This window comes from Pseudomonas sp. NPDC085632, from assembly GCF_044541255.1.
GTDB lineage: Bacteria > Pseudomonadota > Gammaproteobacteria > Pseudomonadales > Pseudomonadaceae > Aquipseudomonas.
In genome coordinates, this window is the sequence record NZ_JBITSX010000025.1 from 28,093 (window position 1) to 44,229 (window position 16,137).

The 16,137-nt window shown below is 58.5% G+C and carries 11 protein-coding genes and 1 pseudogene; 9 read left to right on the forward strand and 3 right to left on the reverse strand.

Translation table 11 applies throughout. From position 1 onward, the window contains the following. Positions 1-17 precede the first annotated feature (17 nt). From ACIF4X_RS17055 to ACIF4X_RS17070, 4 genes are all read left to right on the forward strand, one after another. The gene (locus ACIF4X_RS17055) at positions 18-1,385 is read left to right on the forward strand and encodes a DUF1329 domain-containing protein (RefSeq protein ID WP_397483033.1); all 1,368 of its coding nucleotides are present in this window, start codon (positions 18-20) and stop codon (positions 1,383-1,385) included. A gap of 139 nt (positions 1,386-1,524) precedes the next feature. Continuing rightward, positions 1,525-4,071, forward strand: coding sequence for a LuxR C-terminal-related transcriptional regulator (locus tag ACIF4X_RS17060; RefSeq protein ID WP_397483034.1), 2,547 nt, complete (start codon positions 1,525-1,527; stop codon positions 4,069-4,071). 151 nt (positions 4,072-4,222) lie between these two features. Beyond that, on the forward strand, positions 4,223-4,384 hold the full coding sequence (locus ACIF4X_RS17065; protein WP_397483035.1) for a hypothetical protein: 162 nt from the start codon (positions 4,223-4,225) through the stop codon (positions 4,382-4,384). A 9-nt stretch (positions 4,385-4,393) separates the two neighbouring features. Beyond that, positions 4,394-7,687, forward strand: a complete 3,294-nt coding sequence (locus ACIF4X_RS17070; protein WP_397483036.1) for a dermonecrotic toxin domain-containing protein — start codon at positions 4,394-4,396, stop codon at positions 7,685-7,687. Between the two features lie 27 nt (positions 7,688-7,714). Here the strand turns inward: ACIF4X_RS17070 and ACIF4X_RS17075 are convergent, their stop codons facing one another. Continuing rightward, entirely contained in the window at positions 7,715-8,494 is a 780-nt protein-coding gene (locus ACIF4X_RS17075; protein ID WP_397483037.1) for an IclR family transcriptional regulator, read from the reverse strand. Between the two features lie 164 nt (positions 8,495-8,658). Between ACIF4X_RS17075 and hmgA the strand changes: the two genes are divergently transcribed. From hmgA to ACIF4X_RS17095, 4 genes are all read left to right on the forward strand, one after another. Beyond that, entirely contained in the window at positions 8,659-9,963 is a 1,305-nt protein-coding gene (gene hmgA, locus ACIF4X_RS17080; RefSeq protein WP_397483038.1) for a homogentisate 1,2-dioxygenase, read from the forward strand. Between the two features lie 3 nt (positions 9,964-9,966). After that, positions 9,967-11,271, forward strand: a complete 1,305-nt coding sequence (fahA, locus tag ACIF4X_RS17085; RefSeq protein WP_397483039.1) for a fumarylacetoacetase — start codon at positions 9,967-9,969, stop codon at positions 11,269-11,271. A gap of 12 nt (positions 11,272-11,283) precedes the next feature. After that, positions 11,284-11,919, forward strand: coding sequence for a maleylacetoacetate isomerase (gene maiA, locus ACIF4X_RS17090; RefSeq protein ID WP_397483040.1), 636 nt, complete (start codon positions 11,284-11,286; stop codon positions 11,917-11,919). 152 nt (positions 11,920-12,071) lie between these two features. Next, complete coding sequence (locus ACIF4X_RS17095; protein WP_397483041.1) at positions 12,072-13,442, forward strand: MFS transporter; 1,371 nt, start codon at positions 12,072-12,074, stop codon at positions 13,440-13,442. A gap of 165 nt (positions 13,443-13,607) precedes the next feature. On the opposite strand, the gene ACIF4X_RS17100 is transcribed toward ACIF4X_RS17095, so the two are convergent. Next, positions 13,608-14,411: a SirB1 family protein gene (locus ACIF4X_RS17100; protein ID WP_397483042.1), complete on the reverse strand. Its 804-nt coding sequence runs from the start codon at positions 14,409-14,411 to the stop codon at positions 13,608-13,610. Positions 14,412-14,596: 185 nt separating this feature from the next. On the opposite strand from ACIF4X_RS17100, the gene ACIF4X_RS17105 reads away from it, so the two are divergent. Then, positions 14,597-15,616, forward strand: a complete 1,020-nt coding sequence (locus ACIF4X_RS17105) for a Leu/Phe/Val dehydrogenase (protein WP_397483043.1) — start codon at positions 14,597-14,599, stop codon at positions 15,614-15,616. Between the two features lie 145 nt (positions 15,617-15,761). On the opposite strand, the pseudogene ACIF4X_RS17110 reads toward ACIF4X_RS17105, so the two are convergent. Next, positions 15,762-16,016: pseudogene (locus tag ACIF4X_RS17110) on the reverse strand (YebG family protein); the annotation flags it as partial. Positions 16,017-16,137 lie beyond the last annotated feature (121 nt).

Here is a 16,137-nt window from a genome sequence, read left to right on the forward strand (position 1 = left end):
CGAGAAGGATGACTGCAATGCGCAAAATGATTCTGCAATGTGGCGTGCTGGCCCTGAGTCTGCTGGCCGCCAACGTGATGGCGGCGGTGTCGCCGGACGAAGCCAACAAGCTTGGCACCAGCCTGACCCCGCTGGGCGCCGAGAAGGCCGGCAACGCTGACGGTTCGATTCCGGCGTGGACCGGCGGCATCCCGAAAAATGCCGCGGCGGTGGACAGCAAAGGGTTCCTCGCCGACCCCTTCGCCAATGAAAAACCGTTGTTTACCATCACCGCGGCCAACGTCGACAAGTACAAGGACAAGCTCTCCGACGGCCAGGTGGCGATGTTCAAACGTTACCCGCAAACCTACAAGATCCCGGTCTACCCGACCCACCGTACGGTCGCCGCACCCGCGCAAATCTACGAGTCAGCCAAGCGCAGTGCGCTCAACGTAACGACCATCAACGACGGTAACGGTCTGGCCAATTTCACCGGCAACCGCTATTACGCCTTCCCGATTCCGAAGAACGGCGTCGAGGTGTTGTGGAACCACATCACCCGGTATCACGGCGGCAACGTCAAGCGCATCATCACCCAGGTCACCCCACAGACCAACGGCAGCTACACGCCGATCCGCTTCGAAGAAGAGATCGCCGTGCCGCAACTGATCAAGGATATCGATCCGGAAAAAGCCGCCAACGTGTTGACCTTCTTCAAGCAGTCGGTGACCGCGCCGGCGCGTCTGGCCGGTAACGTGTTGCTGGTGCACGAAACCCTCGATCAGGTGAAGGAGCCGCGTCTGGCGTGGATCTACAACGCCGGTCAGCGCCGCGTGCGCCGTGCGCCGCAAGTGGCCTATGACGGTCCGGGTACCGCCGCCGATGGCCTGCGCACTTCGGACAACTTCGACATGTTCTCCGGCGCGCCGGATCGTTACGACTGGAAACTGGTCGGCAAGAAGGAAATGTACATCCCGTACAACAGCTACAAACTCGATTCGCCGAGCCTCAAGTACGACGACATCGTCAAGGCCGGGCACATCAATCAGGACCTGACGCGCTATGAGTTGCACCGGGTCTGGGAAGTGATCGGCACCGTCAAACCGAATGAGCGGCATATCTACGCCAAACGCCACATGTATATCGACGAGGACAGTTGGCAGGTTGCACTGGCCGACCACTACGACGGTCGCGGACAACTCTGGCGCGTCGCCGAAGGCCACTCTGAATATCACTACGAGCATCAGGCACAGGCTTACACCCTCGAAGCGCTCTACGACATCATTGCCGGCCGTTACATTGCCCTGGGGATGAAGAACGAAGAGAAGCACAGTTATATTTTCGGCTTCGAAGCCAAGGCTGCCGACTACACGCCATCGGCCTTGCGTGCAGAGGGTGTGCGGTAACGGTTCTGATACATCGGTTGGACAAAAGGCGACCGCTCGGTCGCCTTTTTTATGGGCGCCAATCAGCGCGCTGAATACTCGTCAACAAGTGCATGGGACAGGGCTAGGGTGAGGGCACAACGATAAAAAGGCTCACCCGATGACCGCCATGACTGCCTGCCTGGATCGCCCCGGATTTCTGCCGAGGCTTTCTTCACACCATCAGCTTCGCAGTCGCTTGAGTGCACCGCTGCTGGCATCGAACGCGCGGGTCAGGTTGCTGTGCGCACCCGCTGGCAGTGGCAAAACCGCACTGCTCACCGAATGTCTTCTGCAGGTGCGTGCAGACTGCGAGGCGCTTTGGCTGCCGCTGGCGGGAGCAGCGCTCAGCCGCGAGGAATTTTGCCAGCGGCTGACTCGGGCACTCGGGCTGGGTGAAGGCCTTGACGTTACGCAGCTGATGGCGGAACTGGCAGGTTGGTCCAGGCCGACTTCGCTGTTTATCGACGATTACAGTCGTCTGCCGGATCCGGCTCTGGATGCTTTACTGGATCGTTTGCTGGCGGTCAGCAGCCCGGCGCTCACCTGGTGGATCAGCACTCGCCGCCGGCCGCAGTGCAACTGGCCGCGTCTGTTGCTCGATGACGAACTCTACGAATCCGAGCGCGTCAGCCTGGCGCTGACCCATGATGAGGTTGTACCGGTGTTGCGCCATTTGCCGCCAGACCAGGCAGACCGTGTCGCCGCCCGTATCATCCAGCGTACCGGCGGCTGGTGCGCGGGGGTCCGCATGGCGCTCCTGCAAAAGTGCGATTGGTCGCAAAACCTGCAGCCGCAGCAGCGTGTCGACACCCTGCTCGATTATCTGCAACACGAACTCTTCAACAACCTGACCCCCGAGCAGGACGAGGCATGGCGTGTTCTGGCTCACCTGCCACGGTTTAACGCGCCATTATGCGAGCAGTTGTTCGGCCCCGGCGAAGGCGCACAGCTGTTGCATGATCTGCAAATGCTGGGCTGCTTTATCGAGCCATGGCAGGAGTCTGCCGATTGGCTGCAGGTCTTCCGCCCGCTGTCGCGAATCATGCAGGCGTCGCGTTGGCCATGTGCGCGTTCGTGGCACCGGCGCGCCTGTCAGTGGTTCACTGCGGCGCAGGATTGGCGAGCAGCGTTCGAGCAAGCGTTGTTGGCCGAAGAATACGAAACTGCCGTGAGCCTGTTGCAGCATTTGAGCTTCCAGGACTTGCTGGAGGATCAGACGGTCGTCCTGCTGTTGCGCTTGCATGAACAGCCGAGTCGGGAACTGACCTTGATGACACCGCAACTGATCGGGTTGGTCACGGGGGCATTACTGTTCGCGGGCCGATTCGAACAGGCCGCGCAATGCATGGCCCATCTCGCCCGCTTCATGCCACAACCGACGGCGGCCCTGGAGCAGCAATTGCTGGCGCGTTGGCAGGCGCAACAAGGTTGGCTGTGCCACCTGCAAGGGCAAATGGAGCCGGCGCGTGCCTGTTTTCGCGCGGCATTGTCAGCGCTGGCTGATGATGCCTGGCAGGCCCGTTTGATGTGTCTGTCGGGACTCACGCAGCAGGCGTTACTGTGCGGTGAACTCGATCAGGCCCATGCCCTCAACCGCGAGGCGCTGTGCCTGGCGCGTGCGCATGGCTCCCTGTTGTTCGAAGGGTTGCTCGAGCTTGATCATGCGCAATGGCTCGAGCAGCGAGGAGCGCCAGTGCGTGCCGAAAGTCTGCTGGTGGACATTGAGCATTTGCTGCGCCAGCGCACCCAGGTGCCCACGCCGCTGTTGGGCCGTATTGCTCTGCGACGAGGACGGCTGGCGCTGTGCATGGGGCGTGAACAGCAGGCTGCGGAGCTGTTCCGCCAAGGCCTTGAAGATTGCTTGCGCAGTGAAGACAAACGGGCTTTGTATGGCTACTTGGGGCAGGCTCAACTGGCCGGCAATCGAGGCGATTATGCTTGCGCTTTCGAACGCCTGCGCGAGGCCGAAAGGGTCATGCAGCAGCGGCAGATTCCCGATACCGTCTACCGCGGTGTCGTGCTTCAGGTCAGCAGCCAGTTCTGGTTGCAGCAGGGCCGACCACAATTGGTTCAAGAGGCGTTGGGCCGGTTGTTACGGCATTACCGCGGACCCTCTGCACTCCAGGCGCCGCCTGCGACGTTCGAGCTGATTATCCGCATTGAATACCTGCTGGCCTGCGCGCATGCGCAATTGAATCCGGATGAAAACGGTCTGCCGACCATTGAACGATTGTTGAATCAGGCCCAGGCCAGCGGCATGTTGGCGGCGGAAACGGAGTTGCTGCTGGCCTTCGCCCAGTTGGCCGAATCGAACGGTGACGCGGTGGCGGCGCAGCAAGCTTTTCAGCGAGCCAGAACGCTGGTGGAACGCTGCCAATTGCAGCAAGCCATGCGAGAGTGGGAGTTACGCCGAGGCCCAGTGTCTGAGAAACCGCTTCCTGCCGGGCAATGTGACAACCGTGATCTTGCGTCAGGCCTCAGTCGGCGCGAGTGCGAAGTGCTGATGTTGATTGCTCAAGGTGCTTCGAATCAGCAAGTTGCAGAACAACTTTTTATTTCATTGCATACAGTAAAAACGCATGCGAGACGGATTAACGGAAAGTTGGGTGTGGAACGCAGAACTCAGGCTGTGGCGAAAGCGAAGTTGATGGGGATATTGGTTTAGCCTTGTGATTTTCGGCGGGTGAAAATGGTTGTAGTTGTTGTGTGGCATGTTTTGTAAATTGTTCGTGCTTCATGTTGGTTGATAAAAAAACTACCTTGCGACTATCTGCAGAGCTGCACTCGCTGCTCTGGATGGTAAATAAGGAAATGTTGTGGCTAAGTTATTTAATAGTTTGATGCGTGGTTCCTTGGGTGAACAAGTTACCTGGGCTGAAGAGTGGGAAAAGGCAGACCAGGCAAAAGCAGATCTTTTCAAGATCTGCGACGCCATGCCAAGCGTGCTGCATATTCTTCGCAATATGCTTGAGCGCTAACTGAAACGTTTGGGCAAAACGGTCGATATCGATAAGGTCTATGTCAATACGGATCCTGCTTTTCCTGCCAATGAGAATCGGCCTTCCGGCTCTCTTTGGGATGTGGCTGTTTATTGTCTGAATAACAATGTGAGTCCCGCCTACATTATCGGCGGCGATGGTGTTTTTTTTCTGCCAGACACGTTCAGCGCACAATTCAAAGTCAATACCCTCAATACCCTTGTTGTCGAAGATCTGATCGCTGCTGTATCTGCCGGACTGGAAAAAACGTTGCGAACCGAGATCGCAAAGTTCTGGGCGGCGCCAGCGAAACCCATTCGCCCGGACAATGCATCGCTGTCAAACAAGCAGGCTTTGATCGAAGCGTACGCCGTGGTCACGAGTGCAGAGTTGTCCCTGTCAGTCATGGCCAATAATTTTGACGCCCGATTGGGTGAGCGATTCGCTCATCTGCTCGATGCAGGCGCCGGGCGCGGCGCGTTTGAAGTCAACCTGCAACCGTCGCAGGATTACCTTCTGTCACGCCAGCCCTGTTTCGTTCTGGACAACGCCGAGCGTCCGCACGCAGAAATGTCGTTGGTCAACGAGTCGACTTCCTATCTCCTGCACACGCCGGAATGCGGCTTTGAGTTTTTTGAAAAAAATACCGATTTGCACCGCAAACTTCAGCAGCGGTTATCCCTGAATAGTGACCAGATCAGATACTTGAAAGCCACGCAAAGTCCTCACGCCTTTTCTGTCGAGACTCATCTCAAAGGCCAACTTGAAAGCGTGGCGTCCTTGTTCAGTGGCCGGGGACAACTTGAAAAATCGCTCGCCGCCATGCTGCAGGAGAATCAACGCCTGCATGTGCTGCGCTACGGTATCAACACCCGTTTCTCTCTGCTTTTGGCTGCGTTGAAACGTACCGACTGGCCACTTTGGCTGGAGGCCGCCGGTAGTGATATTCAACAACGGTATAACCAGCTTGAAGAATCCAAGGATCAATATCAGGCTGCGTTTTCAAGTGCATTCGATGCGTGTTTTTCTTTTAAAGATTATGTGCTGCGTACCTTCGCTGAATGGGCGGACCGGGTGCTCGGTGAACACCTGGATCCAGAAGCGATAAGTGTCCATAGCTCCTACAAACTGCAAATTGCCGGACGTACTATCGAACAGGAAGAAACCCGCACGCTGACGGAATTTATTGTCTTCGGTCTACATGACAATGGTTACAAAGCCACCCTGACTATTATCGGCGCTCCCGACGGAAGTCGGCTGACGACGGCGGCCCTCGAGCAGTGGTTGGAGAGCCGTAACCTGCGACTGGAATTTACCGGCAGCCTTGCATCCTCGGCCTCGGCTGATTACCAGGAGGCTTATCGTAACTACCTCTTCAGCCAGATGGAGTTTGCAGTTTTTGTTGCTCGCCAATCTGGGAAGCTGGATTCCAACGATGCGAATATCATCTCGCGTGCCATGGCCAATGACCCTTCGGTGACTATTAAGGGATTGAGAATCAGTGATCAAGTACCCGCGTTAAAAGACGTCCTGATTATTTCAGCCAGAGAATATGTACCGTCGCTGATGCTGGTCAAAACGCCTGGCGGTGAATTTGAACTGCTGAAATTTTCCGATGTTTACGCGGCGAACCGCTGGCTGGAGACAGCATTGTCCGCAGATCGCGAATACGCTGCATTGCTGATCCATCCCGACTACCTGCACGATGCAGGTAAGTTGCTCGGTAGCGATCCAGCACAACTCAGCTACCGCTACACGCTTGATGGCCGGCCAGTCGATCTTGGCCTGAATCTCAAGGCACCGTTGGCGGACTACGTAAATATCGCGTACCGGGCCGAAGTTGCGCTGCACAAGGCTATTGCTCCGGTAGGGTATCGGGCGCTGGGCGTCGAAGGCCGCAAGCGCTATTCGCGCCTGACAACCGAGCTCAAGGCACTAACCACGGTTGATGCGCGAGACAATGGTTTTCCGACATTCGAGCAGTTCACTTATGACTCGGTAAAAGCTCAGATAGAGGACATTTTGCGTAATCGCGGGAGCAAAATTTCGGTCAATCCAGACCAGATCATTGTTCAAACCGAAGAGTTTCGTAAGAGCGTTACCGACGTTCTGCTCGAGGGACTCGCCTTTGAAGCGGCACATCCGGCCTACGCGACGAAATTCAGCCCAAAATACTATTTGGTGAATGGCCATCCCATCGTTGAAAAACTGGATATCCGAGACCTGTCCTCGCTGTCGAAAACTTTCCGTCCCGGCGACAGATATACCGCGATGTTGAAAGCGCAATATCAAAACAAGGCTCATCCTGACTACGCCTTCAAACGCGCGGTACACGCCCGACGAATCCGCAGTGAAATGTACTGCAATGCTTTTACCGACTTCACCAATGGCCGATTATCAACAGAGTCTTTCTCCGCTATCCAACAGGTTATCGATAATCTGAAAGAGAGTGGCGGCTATCAGTCAATTGTGGCTAGCGTCTCCGAAGGGGGTGTCGGGCTATATAAATTCAATATCGGCGCGCTGGGTTTGACCGCTGCCGGGGACCGCACGGTTGGCGACGTTTATATTTTTCGACTGAAGTTGTCTGCAGGGCTTCTCGATGTGCTCTATACGCCTGACGCGCCGGATCGGGTCAGCTTCCGGCCAATCGCTGATTTCATTCCTTCGATTCGTTTTCGATACGGCCCGTTCAGGACCTACTACAGCGGGCGGATACTGCTCGTCGACCAAAAGGTGATCAACGACTATTTCGACAGGTTGGTCGCAACCGTTGATACCCGACCGGTCATTGGCACGCAGCAGCGTTCGTTATTGCCTGATCTGTTCACTTTCCATGACGAGCGAGTGCGCCGTGTATTGAGTGATATCGATGAACGCACCATCAGCCTCAATGAAATAATCGCCGGTCTCGTTTACGACAACCTGTTGAAGGCCGCGAACATCGTGAGCCTGCTGGTGCCACCCGTGGGCACTGTCGTGGTCGCTGTGCAGTTGATGAAAAGCATCTACGACGCTTCGCAGTCGCATCGACGGGGTGATTATTCTGCCGCGCTGGGGCATGTAAAGGACGCATTGTTCGGACTGGTGACATTGGGCAAGGCTGCGGCGGCGGGCGCACCTGCTAAAGAAGTTACCCGTGCGCAACGCTCGTTTCTCGATTTGTTTGGAGACGCCCGAACGGTCGCGGAACTCGTTATGTATTACACCGGCCACCAGGACCCTCAGGATGAGCTGCTCGGTTTCTTCAAGTCACTGATGGAAGATGCTGGTTCCGCATTGAGCAAGACAACGGTTCGTTGAGCCGTTTCGAGCGCTCATAGTCCGGAGTTATCGTTCATACCCCATCCGCCAACTCACGGCCCGCGTCGCCGCCAGCAACCGCTGCGCCGCCGGGCCGTTTTCGTCGGCGTGGAACAGTGAGGTCGGGCCCACAATGGTCAGCACCGCTGCGACCTGGCCGACGGCGTTGAACACCGGTGCGGATAACGCATCCACACCCGGCATCAGCAAACCATGCACATGATGCAGACCGCGTTCGCGGATCTGTTCACACAGCGTCGCGTAGGCTTTTTCGTCCTTCAACGGATGATCGACAGCGGCGATTTCCAGTTCGCGCAAATCGTCGGTTTCCCGATGCGGCAGGTAGGCGCTGAAGACCAGTCCGGTCGATGAACTGAGCAGCGGCAGCACTGAACCCAGTTGCGTCACCACCGTCACCGCGCGCACTGCCGGTTCGATGTGCACGACCGTTGCGCCCTGATTACCCCACACCGCCAGAAAGCAGGTTTCGTTGAGTTCGTCGCGCAGTTCGGCCAGCGGCAGGGCGGCGACTTTCAGCACGTCCATACTGTTGAGTGCAGCCAGGCCCACGCGCAACGCTTCACGGCCGAGACCGTAGTGGTTGGTGGCGGCGTTCTGTTCGGCAAACCCCGAGGCGATCAACGCTTGCAGGTAGCGATGGACCTTGCTCGCCGGCATCTGCACATGTTCGGCCAGGCGCGACAACGACGTCGATGGCGACAACTCGGCCAGAGCCTTGAGGATGTCGGTGCCGACTTCGGCGGAGCGGACTTTCTGTTTGCCGTTGCTGTCGCTGGTTTTTTCCATGGTGCGGCCGGGTTCCGAAACGAATGGGCGTCTTTATAACTTGACGCTGGATAGCGAGCAAATTACGTTATGCGTAATCGAATTACGATAATAACAACCCCGGCGTGCCGAAACCTCTGAGCCAGAGCGATGGGCCACTGCCGACTCCCTGTTCAGGAGGCTCCATGAACCTCGATTCAACCGCCCAGGCGCTGGCATATCAGTCCGGTTTCGGCAACGAATTCAGCTCTGAGGCGTTGCCCGGCGCGCTGCCCGTCGGCCAGAACTCCCCGCAAAAAGCCCCGTACGGTCTCTACACCGAATTGTTTTCCGGCACCGCGTTCACCATGACCCGCAGTGAAGCGCGGCGCACCTGGATGTATCGGATTCAGCCGTCGGCCAATCACCCGGCTTTCGTCAAACTGGAACGGCAATTGGCCGGTGGCCCGTTGGGTGAAGTGACGCCTAATCGCCTGCGCTGGAATCCTTTGGAGATTCCCGCTGAGCCAACCGATTTCATCGACGGACTAGTGAGCATGGCGGCCAATTCCGGCGCGGAAAAACCCGCAGGGATCAGTATCTACAACTATGTCGCCAACCGTTCGATGGAGCGCGTGTTCTTCAACGCCGACGGTGAACTGCTGCTGGTACCGCAACTCGGCCGCCTGCGCATCGCCACCGAACTGGGCGTGCTGGAAGTCGCTCCGCTGGAAATCGCCGTGCTGCCGCGTGGCTTGAAATTCCGCGTGGAATTACTCGACGCGCAGGCACGCGGCTATATCGCCGAGAACCATGGCGCGCCACTGCGCCTGCCGGATCTGGGGCCGATCGGCAGCAACGGTCTGGCCAATCCGCGCGACTTCCTGACCCCGGTCGCCGCTTACGAAAACCTCCAGCAACCGACCACACTGGTGCAGAAGTTCCTCGGTCAGTTGTGGGCCAGCGAACTCAATCACTCGCCGCTGAACGTGGTCGCCTGGCACGGTAACAACGTACCGTATAAATACGACTTGCGCCGTTTCAACACCATCGGCACCGTCAGCTTCGATCACCCCGATCCGTCGATCTTCACCGTACTGACCTCGCCGACCAGCGTGCACGGTCTGGCCAACCTCGACTTCGTGATCTTCCCGCCGCGCTGGATGGTCGCCGAAAACACCTTCCGGCCACCGTGGTTCCACCGCAACCTGATGAACGAGTTCATGGGCCTGATCCAGGGCGAATACGACGCCAAGGCCGAAGGTTTTGTGCCCGGCGGCGCCTCGCTGCACAGTTGCATGAGCGCCCACGGCCCGGATGGCGAAACCTGCACCAAAGCGATCAACGCCGAACTGAAACCGGCGAAGATCGACAACACCATGGCCTTCATGTTCGAGACCAGTCAGGTGCTGCGCCCAAGCCGTTTCGCCCTCGACTGCCCGCAACTGCAATCCACTTACGACGCCTGCTGGGCCACGTTGCCCGCCACGTTCGACCCGACCCGGAGATAACCCATGACGCAGAATTCCATCACCCGCAGTTGGGTCGCTTCGGCCAACGGCCATGCTGATTTTCCTTTGCAGAACCTGCCATTGGGCGTGTTCAGCAGCAACAGTTCGGTTCCGCGCGCTGGCGTGGCGATTGGCGAACACATCTTCGATCTGCAAGTAGCGCTGGAGGCCGGGCTGTTCGACGGCGTCGCACGCAGTGCCGTCGAGGCCATGCACGGCGGCCAGTTGAACGCGTTCTTCGACCTTGGTCGCGAGGCGCGTGTGGCGCTGCGCGCACGTCTGATGGAACTGTTCAGTGAAGGCAGCACGCACCGTGGCAGCATCGAAGCCCAAGGCGCAAAACTGTTGCCACTGGCCAGCGATTGCCAACTGCACTTGCCGGCGCGGATTAGCGATTACACCGACTTCTACGTCGGCATCGAGCACGCGCAGAACGTCGGCAAACTGTTCCGTCCGGATAACCCGCTGCTGCCGAACTATAAGCACGTGCCGATCGGCTATCACGGTCGCGCCTCCACTGTGCGAGCCTCCGGCACCGACGTGCGCCGTCCGAAAGGCCAGACCTTGCCGGCCGGTCAGACCGAGCCGACTTTTGGTCCGTGCGCACGCCTGGACTATGAGCTGGAACTGGGCATCTGGATCGGTCAGGGCAACGAGATGGGTGACTCGATCGCCATCGGTGACGCGGCTGAGCACATTGCCGGTTTCTGCCTGCTCAACGATTGGTCGGCGCGGGATATCCAGGCCTGGGAATACCAGCCGCTGGGGCCGTTCCTGTCGAAGAGTTTCATCACCAGCGTCTCGCCGTGGGTGGTCACCGCCGAAGCGCTGGAGCCATTCCGCACCGCGCAACCGAAGCGTCCTGAAGGTGACCCGCAGCCACTGCCTTACCTGTTCGATAAGCGTGATCAGGAGGGCGGTGCCTTCGACATCGAACTGGAGGTGTTGCTGCTCACCGACGCCATGCGCGAGCAGAACCTGCCCGCCCATCGCCTGACCCTGAGCAACACCCGTTACATGTACTGGACTGTCGCGCAAATGGTCGCGCACCACAGCGTCAACGGTTGCCAGTTGCAGGCCGGTGACCTGTTTGGTTCCGGCACGCTGTCCGGCCCGGAAAACGGTCAGTTCGGCAGCCTGCTGGAAATTACCGAAGGCGGCAAAAAGCCGATTGAGCTGGCGTCTGGCGAGGTGCGTAAATTCCTCGAGGACGGCGACGAAATCATCCTGCGCGCACGTTGCGCTCGCGAAGGTTTTGCCTCGATCGGCTTCGGCGAATGCCGTGGCAAAGTGCTGGCGGCGCGCTGACAGGAGCGGGTTATGGATCTTTATACCTATTACCGTTCGACCTCGTCGTACCGGGTGCGAATTGCGCTGGCGCTCAAAGGTTTGGACTACGAGGCACTGCCGGTCAACCTGATCGCTCCGCCGGGTGGCGAGCATCGGCAAGCGGCGTATCTGGCAATCAATCCACAGGGCCGGGTGCCGGCCTTGCGCACAGACGAAGGCGGTTTGCTGATTCAATCGCCGGCCATCATCGAGTACCTCGAGGAACGTTATCCACAGGTGCCGTTGCTGCCTGAAGATCTGCTTGCCCGTGCGCAAGTGCGGGGTGTGGCGGCGGTGATCGGTTGCGATGTGCATCCGCTGCACAACGTCAGCGTGCTCAATCGGCTGCGACAACTGGGGCACGACGAGTCGCAAGTGGTGGAGTGGATCAGTCACTGGATCAGCCAAGGGCTGGCGACGGTGGAGCAGTTGATTGGCGACGAGGGTTTCTGTTTCGGCGAGTGGCCGTGCGTGGCGGATGTTTACCTGATACCGCAGTTGTATGCGGCAGAGCGGTTCAATGTCTCGTTGGATGCCTACCCGAAAGTCCGTCGCGTTGCCGCGCTGGCAGCTGAACATCCGGCGTTCATCAAGGCGCATCCGGCCAATCAATCAGACACCCCGTAACTGATCGTTCCTACGCTCTGCGTGGGAACGCATCCCGTGACGCTCTGCGTCACAGTGGACGCAGAGCGTCCCCGGCGGCATTCCCACGCGGAGCGTGGGAACGATCCGGTTGCCACAGCAAAAAATCATAAAAACAAAACAGGTACCTTGCGATGCACAACCAGATTGCCAGCTTTCGGGCTGCACTCGACGCCCGTCCTGTGTCCCGCTATCAGTGGTTGCTCTTGATCCTGCTCGCCTTGTTGCTGGTCACCGACGGCTATGACGCCCAGGTGCTCGGTTACGTGGTGCCCGCGCTGGCACAGGACTGGGGGCTTGAAAAGTCTGCGTTCGGCCCGGTTTTCAGCGCCAACCTGCTCGGCCTCACCCTCGGTTCGCTCGCAGTCACACCGCTGGCTGACCGCTTTGGCGTGCGACGGATTCTGCTCGCCTGCGTACTGATTTACGCCACGCTGACGGTGCTGATGGTCTTCGCCGACTCGCTGAACACGCTGATGATTGCCCGCTTCATCTGCGGCATCGGCATGGGCGGGGCGATGCCCAGTGCCATGGCGTTGATGTCGGAATATTCGCCCCCGCGTTTACGCACTTTGATGGTGACATTGGCGGCCTGTGGCTTCTCGTTCGGTGGTGCGGCGGGTGGTTTCGTCGCCGCCGGTTTCATCGACCAGTTCGGTTGGCAAGCGGTGTTCCTCGCCGGTGGCGTCACGCCGTTGCTGCTGTTTCCGTTTCTCTGGTGGATGCTGCCGGAATCGCTGCCTCGTCTGCTGCGTGATGCGCCACCGTATGCGCGCCTGCGCAAAGTCACCGCACGCATGCTGCCGGACTGGCAACCGCCGGTGGCGACTGTCGAGCAGAACGAACGTGAGCAGGGCAGCAAACTGACCGTGGTCGAACTGTTCCGCAATGGCTACGCGCGGCCGACCTTGCTGATCTGGGCGACTTTTTTCGTCAGCCTGATCCTGTTGTATTTCATGATCAGTTGGTTGCCGACGCTGCTGCTGGAAAGCGGTCTGAAACTCAACGAAGCCAATCTGGTGACGTCGATGTTCCTGTTCGCCGGCACGTTGGGCGCGATCTGCATGGCCTGGTTTGCCGATCGTTTGAAACGCAAGGTGCGTCTGTTGTCCGCGGTGTTGGCAGGGGCGGCACTGTGCACGATTGTGCTTGGGCTCAATCACGACAATCCGCGTTATCTGGTGGCCTGTGTCTTCGCCGCCGGGTTCTGCATCATCGGCGGGCAACTGACGCTGAATGCGTTTGCCAGTAATTTCTACCCGGCGCATGTGCGTGCGACGGGCACCGGTTGGGCGTTGGGTGTGGGGCGTTTTGGTTCGATTCTCGGGCCGCTGTTTGGCAGCCTGCTGCTGGCGATGCACATTCCGGTGGCGCAGATTTTCTTCTTCTGTGCGATTCCGGCGGTGATGGCTGCACTGTTGATCATTCAGGTGCGCTCACCCAATGACACACGCCTATCTAATGTGGGAGCGAGCCTGCTCGGGAAGAACGATAACGCGGTTTAACTGAAAGACCGAGTCGCCTGCTTCGCGAGCAAGCTCGCTCCCACAGTGATGTGTGCCGAGCCGATAATTTAGGTCCACACCAAACCTGTGGGAGCGAGCTTGCTCGCGAAGGCGGTGTTTTTGTCAGTACATTCGTTGCCTGACACACCGCTATCGCGAGCGTTTTCAGTGGACGACGGAGTTGGGCGGCAGGTGACCGAGGCGCTCAGTCAGGCGCAGGCGTTGAATCGGGTCGTCACTCAGCAACAAGGCGCGCTCCAGATCGAAGCGCTCGGCATTCGGGCAGTCGAGCCGCTGATACAGGCTGGCGCGGGCCAGATAATCAGCGACGCCAGCGTCACCCAGTTCGAGCACGCGTTCGGCGTCGATCAGCGCGGCAATGAAATCATCATGGGTCAGGTACAACTGCCGCAGGTTGCGCGACAATCGCTGAAGCATCTGCTGGGGTGAGGCGGTCAGTAGATGCTCGGCATTGAGTTTCATGTTCGGCCCGTATTGGCGCTGCAATAATTCGCGGCAGTCATTGGGATACAAACGCCGGCCTCCGCACGGATCAAGCAAATGATCGGCCCCGGGCACCCGCAACAGGAAGTGTCCGGGGAAGTTGACCCCGACCAGGGGAATCTCCAGGCCCCGCGCCAGTTCCAGGGCAATCAACGCCAATGCCAGTGGCTGGCCGCGACGGGTTTGCAACACTTTGTGCAGCAGCGCCGCCTGCGGGCGCAGTGGCAGAAAATCGTCCTGTGCAAAACCCAGATCGGTCATGCGGCGTAACAACGGTTGCGCCAGCTCACTCACCGGCAGCATCGGCAAGCCGTAGCTGACCCGTTGTTGCAGGTCTTTGAAGTCCTGCAACAACGCGTCGGGATCGACCGCTTTTTCGTGCTCGGCCGCCATCCACAGCGCGGCTTCGAACAGCGCGGGCGGTGAACGGTGCAGGCATTCGAAAAAACGTTGACGCGCACTCATTGAAATCTCCGTGGAATGCCTCGTTTTAGCCCCGTGCGCGAGATTCGTCCAGTGCCCAGCTACGAGAGTGTCGGGTTATGCCGCAAAGCCATTGTCTGCGCGGGCGCTTATTCCTGTGTGCTCCAGCAATTTTCAGGCGCAGGCCTATACTGGCGTTCTACAAGAAGTGATTCGGGAGCCCAACGATGTTTGCGCTCATGCAAAGCACTCGCCTGGAATCGCTGCACCTTAGCGTTGACCCGGTCTCCGGGTTGAAGGCGGTCATTGCCATCCATAACAGTCGCCTCGGGCCAGCCTTGGGTGGATGTCGTTACCTTGCCTATCCCAATGACGAGTCCGCCGTCGAGGACGCCATTCGTCTCGCTCAGGGCATGAGCTACAAAGCCGCGCTGGCGGGGCTGCCGCAAGGCGGTGGCGTTGCAGTGATCGTGCGTCCGGTACATGTGGAAAACCGCGGCGCACTGTTCGAAGCGTTTGGCCGTTGCATCAATCAGCTCGATGGTCGCTACATCACCGCCATCGACAGCGGTACCTCGGTGGCGGACATGGATTGCATCGCCCAGCAGACCCAACATGTCACCAGCACGACATCGGCTGGCGACCCGGCACCACATGCCGCCATGGGCGTGTTTGCCGGCATTCGCGCAACGGCGATGGCCCGGCTGGGCAGCGATAACCTCGAAGGCTTGCGCATTGCGATTCAGGGCCTGGGGAATGTCGGTTTTTCCTTGGCCGAGCAACTGCACGCCGCCGGGGCTGAACTGCTGGTTAGCGATATCGACCACGGCAAGGTGCAACTGGCGATGGAACAGCTCAACGCGCATCCGATTGCCAACGATGCATTACTCAGTACACCGTGCGACATTCTTGCGCCGTGCGGTCTGGGCGGAGTGCTCAACAGCCATACCGTCACGCAATTACGTTGCTCGGCGGTGGCGGGCTCGGCGAACAATCAACTGACACATCTGGACGTGGCCGATCAGCTGGAGCGACGCGGGATTCTTTATGCCCCCGATTATGTGATCAATGCGGGAGGCCTTATCTACGTTTCGCTCAAGCATCGCGGCGAAGAATTGACCACCATTACCGCGCATCTGTCGAAGATCAGCTCTCGACTCACCGAAGTATTTGCCCATGCACAGGCCGAAAAACGTTCACCGGCGCGGGTGGCGGATGAGTTGGCGGAGAAAGTTTTGTATCGCTGAGTTTCACAGGCATGAAAAAGGCCCTGAGCCATTCGACTCAGGGCCTATTCAATTCGGTCATCGCTTACTTTACAGCTTTTGCCGCTTTGGCAGGTTTGGCCGGTGCTTCAGCAGGTTCCGCCACTTCAGCTTGTTCAGCAGGTTCTGCCGGTGCATTGAGCAGCTCGGACAGTGCATCCGGCTGGCTCTTGAACGCCCGGGCGAATACATCGCGATTCTTCGCCATGTAGATCCCGGCTTCTTCCACTTGCTGTTCAGTCAGCGACGGAACGGCTTTTTGCAGCACATCGGCCAGATATTCGGCCAGTTCGAGCATTTTGTCATGACGGTCAGCTTCGGCTTTATCCATGAACAAACGCTCCAGATCTCGGCTGCTGCGGTATACCACTTCGACGGCCATTCACCACCTCACATGCCTTCACATTAAGTTGTCTTGACGACTACTGTATCCATATACAGCGAAAAGGATAAGCGAATCCCTGCGCCATGGGTAGTGGCTTTTCAATGTAGACCGGATTTCG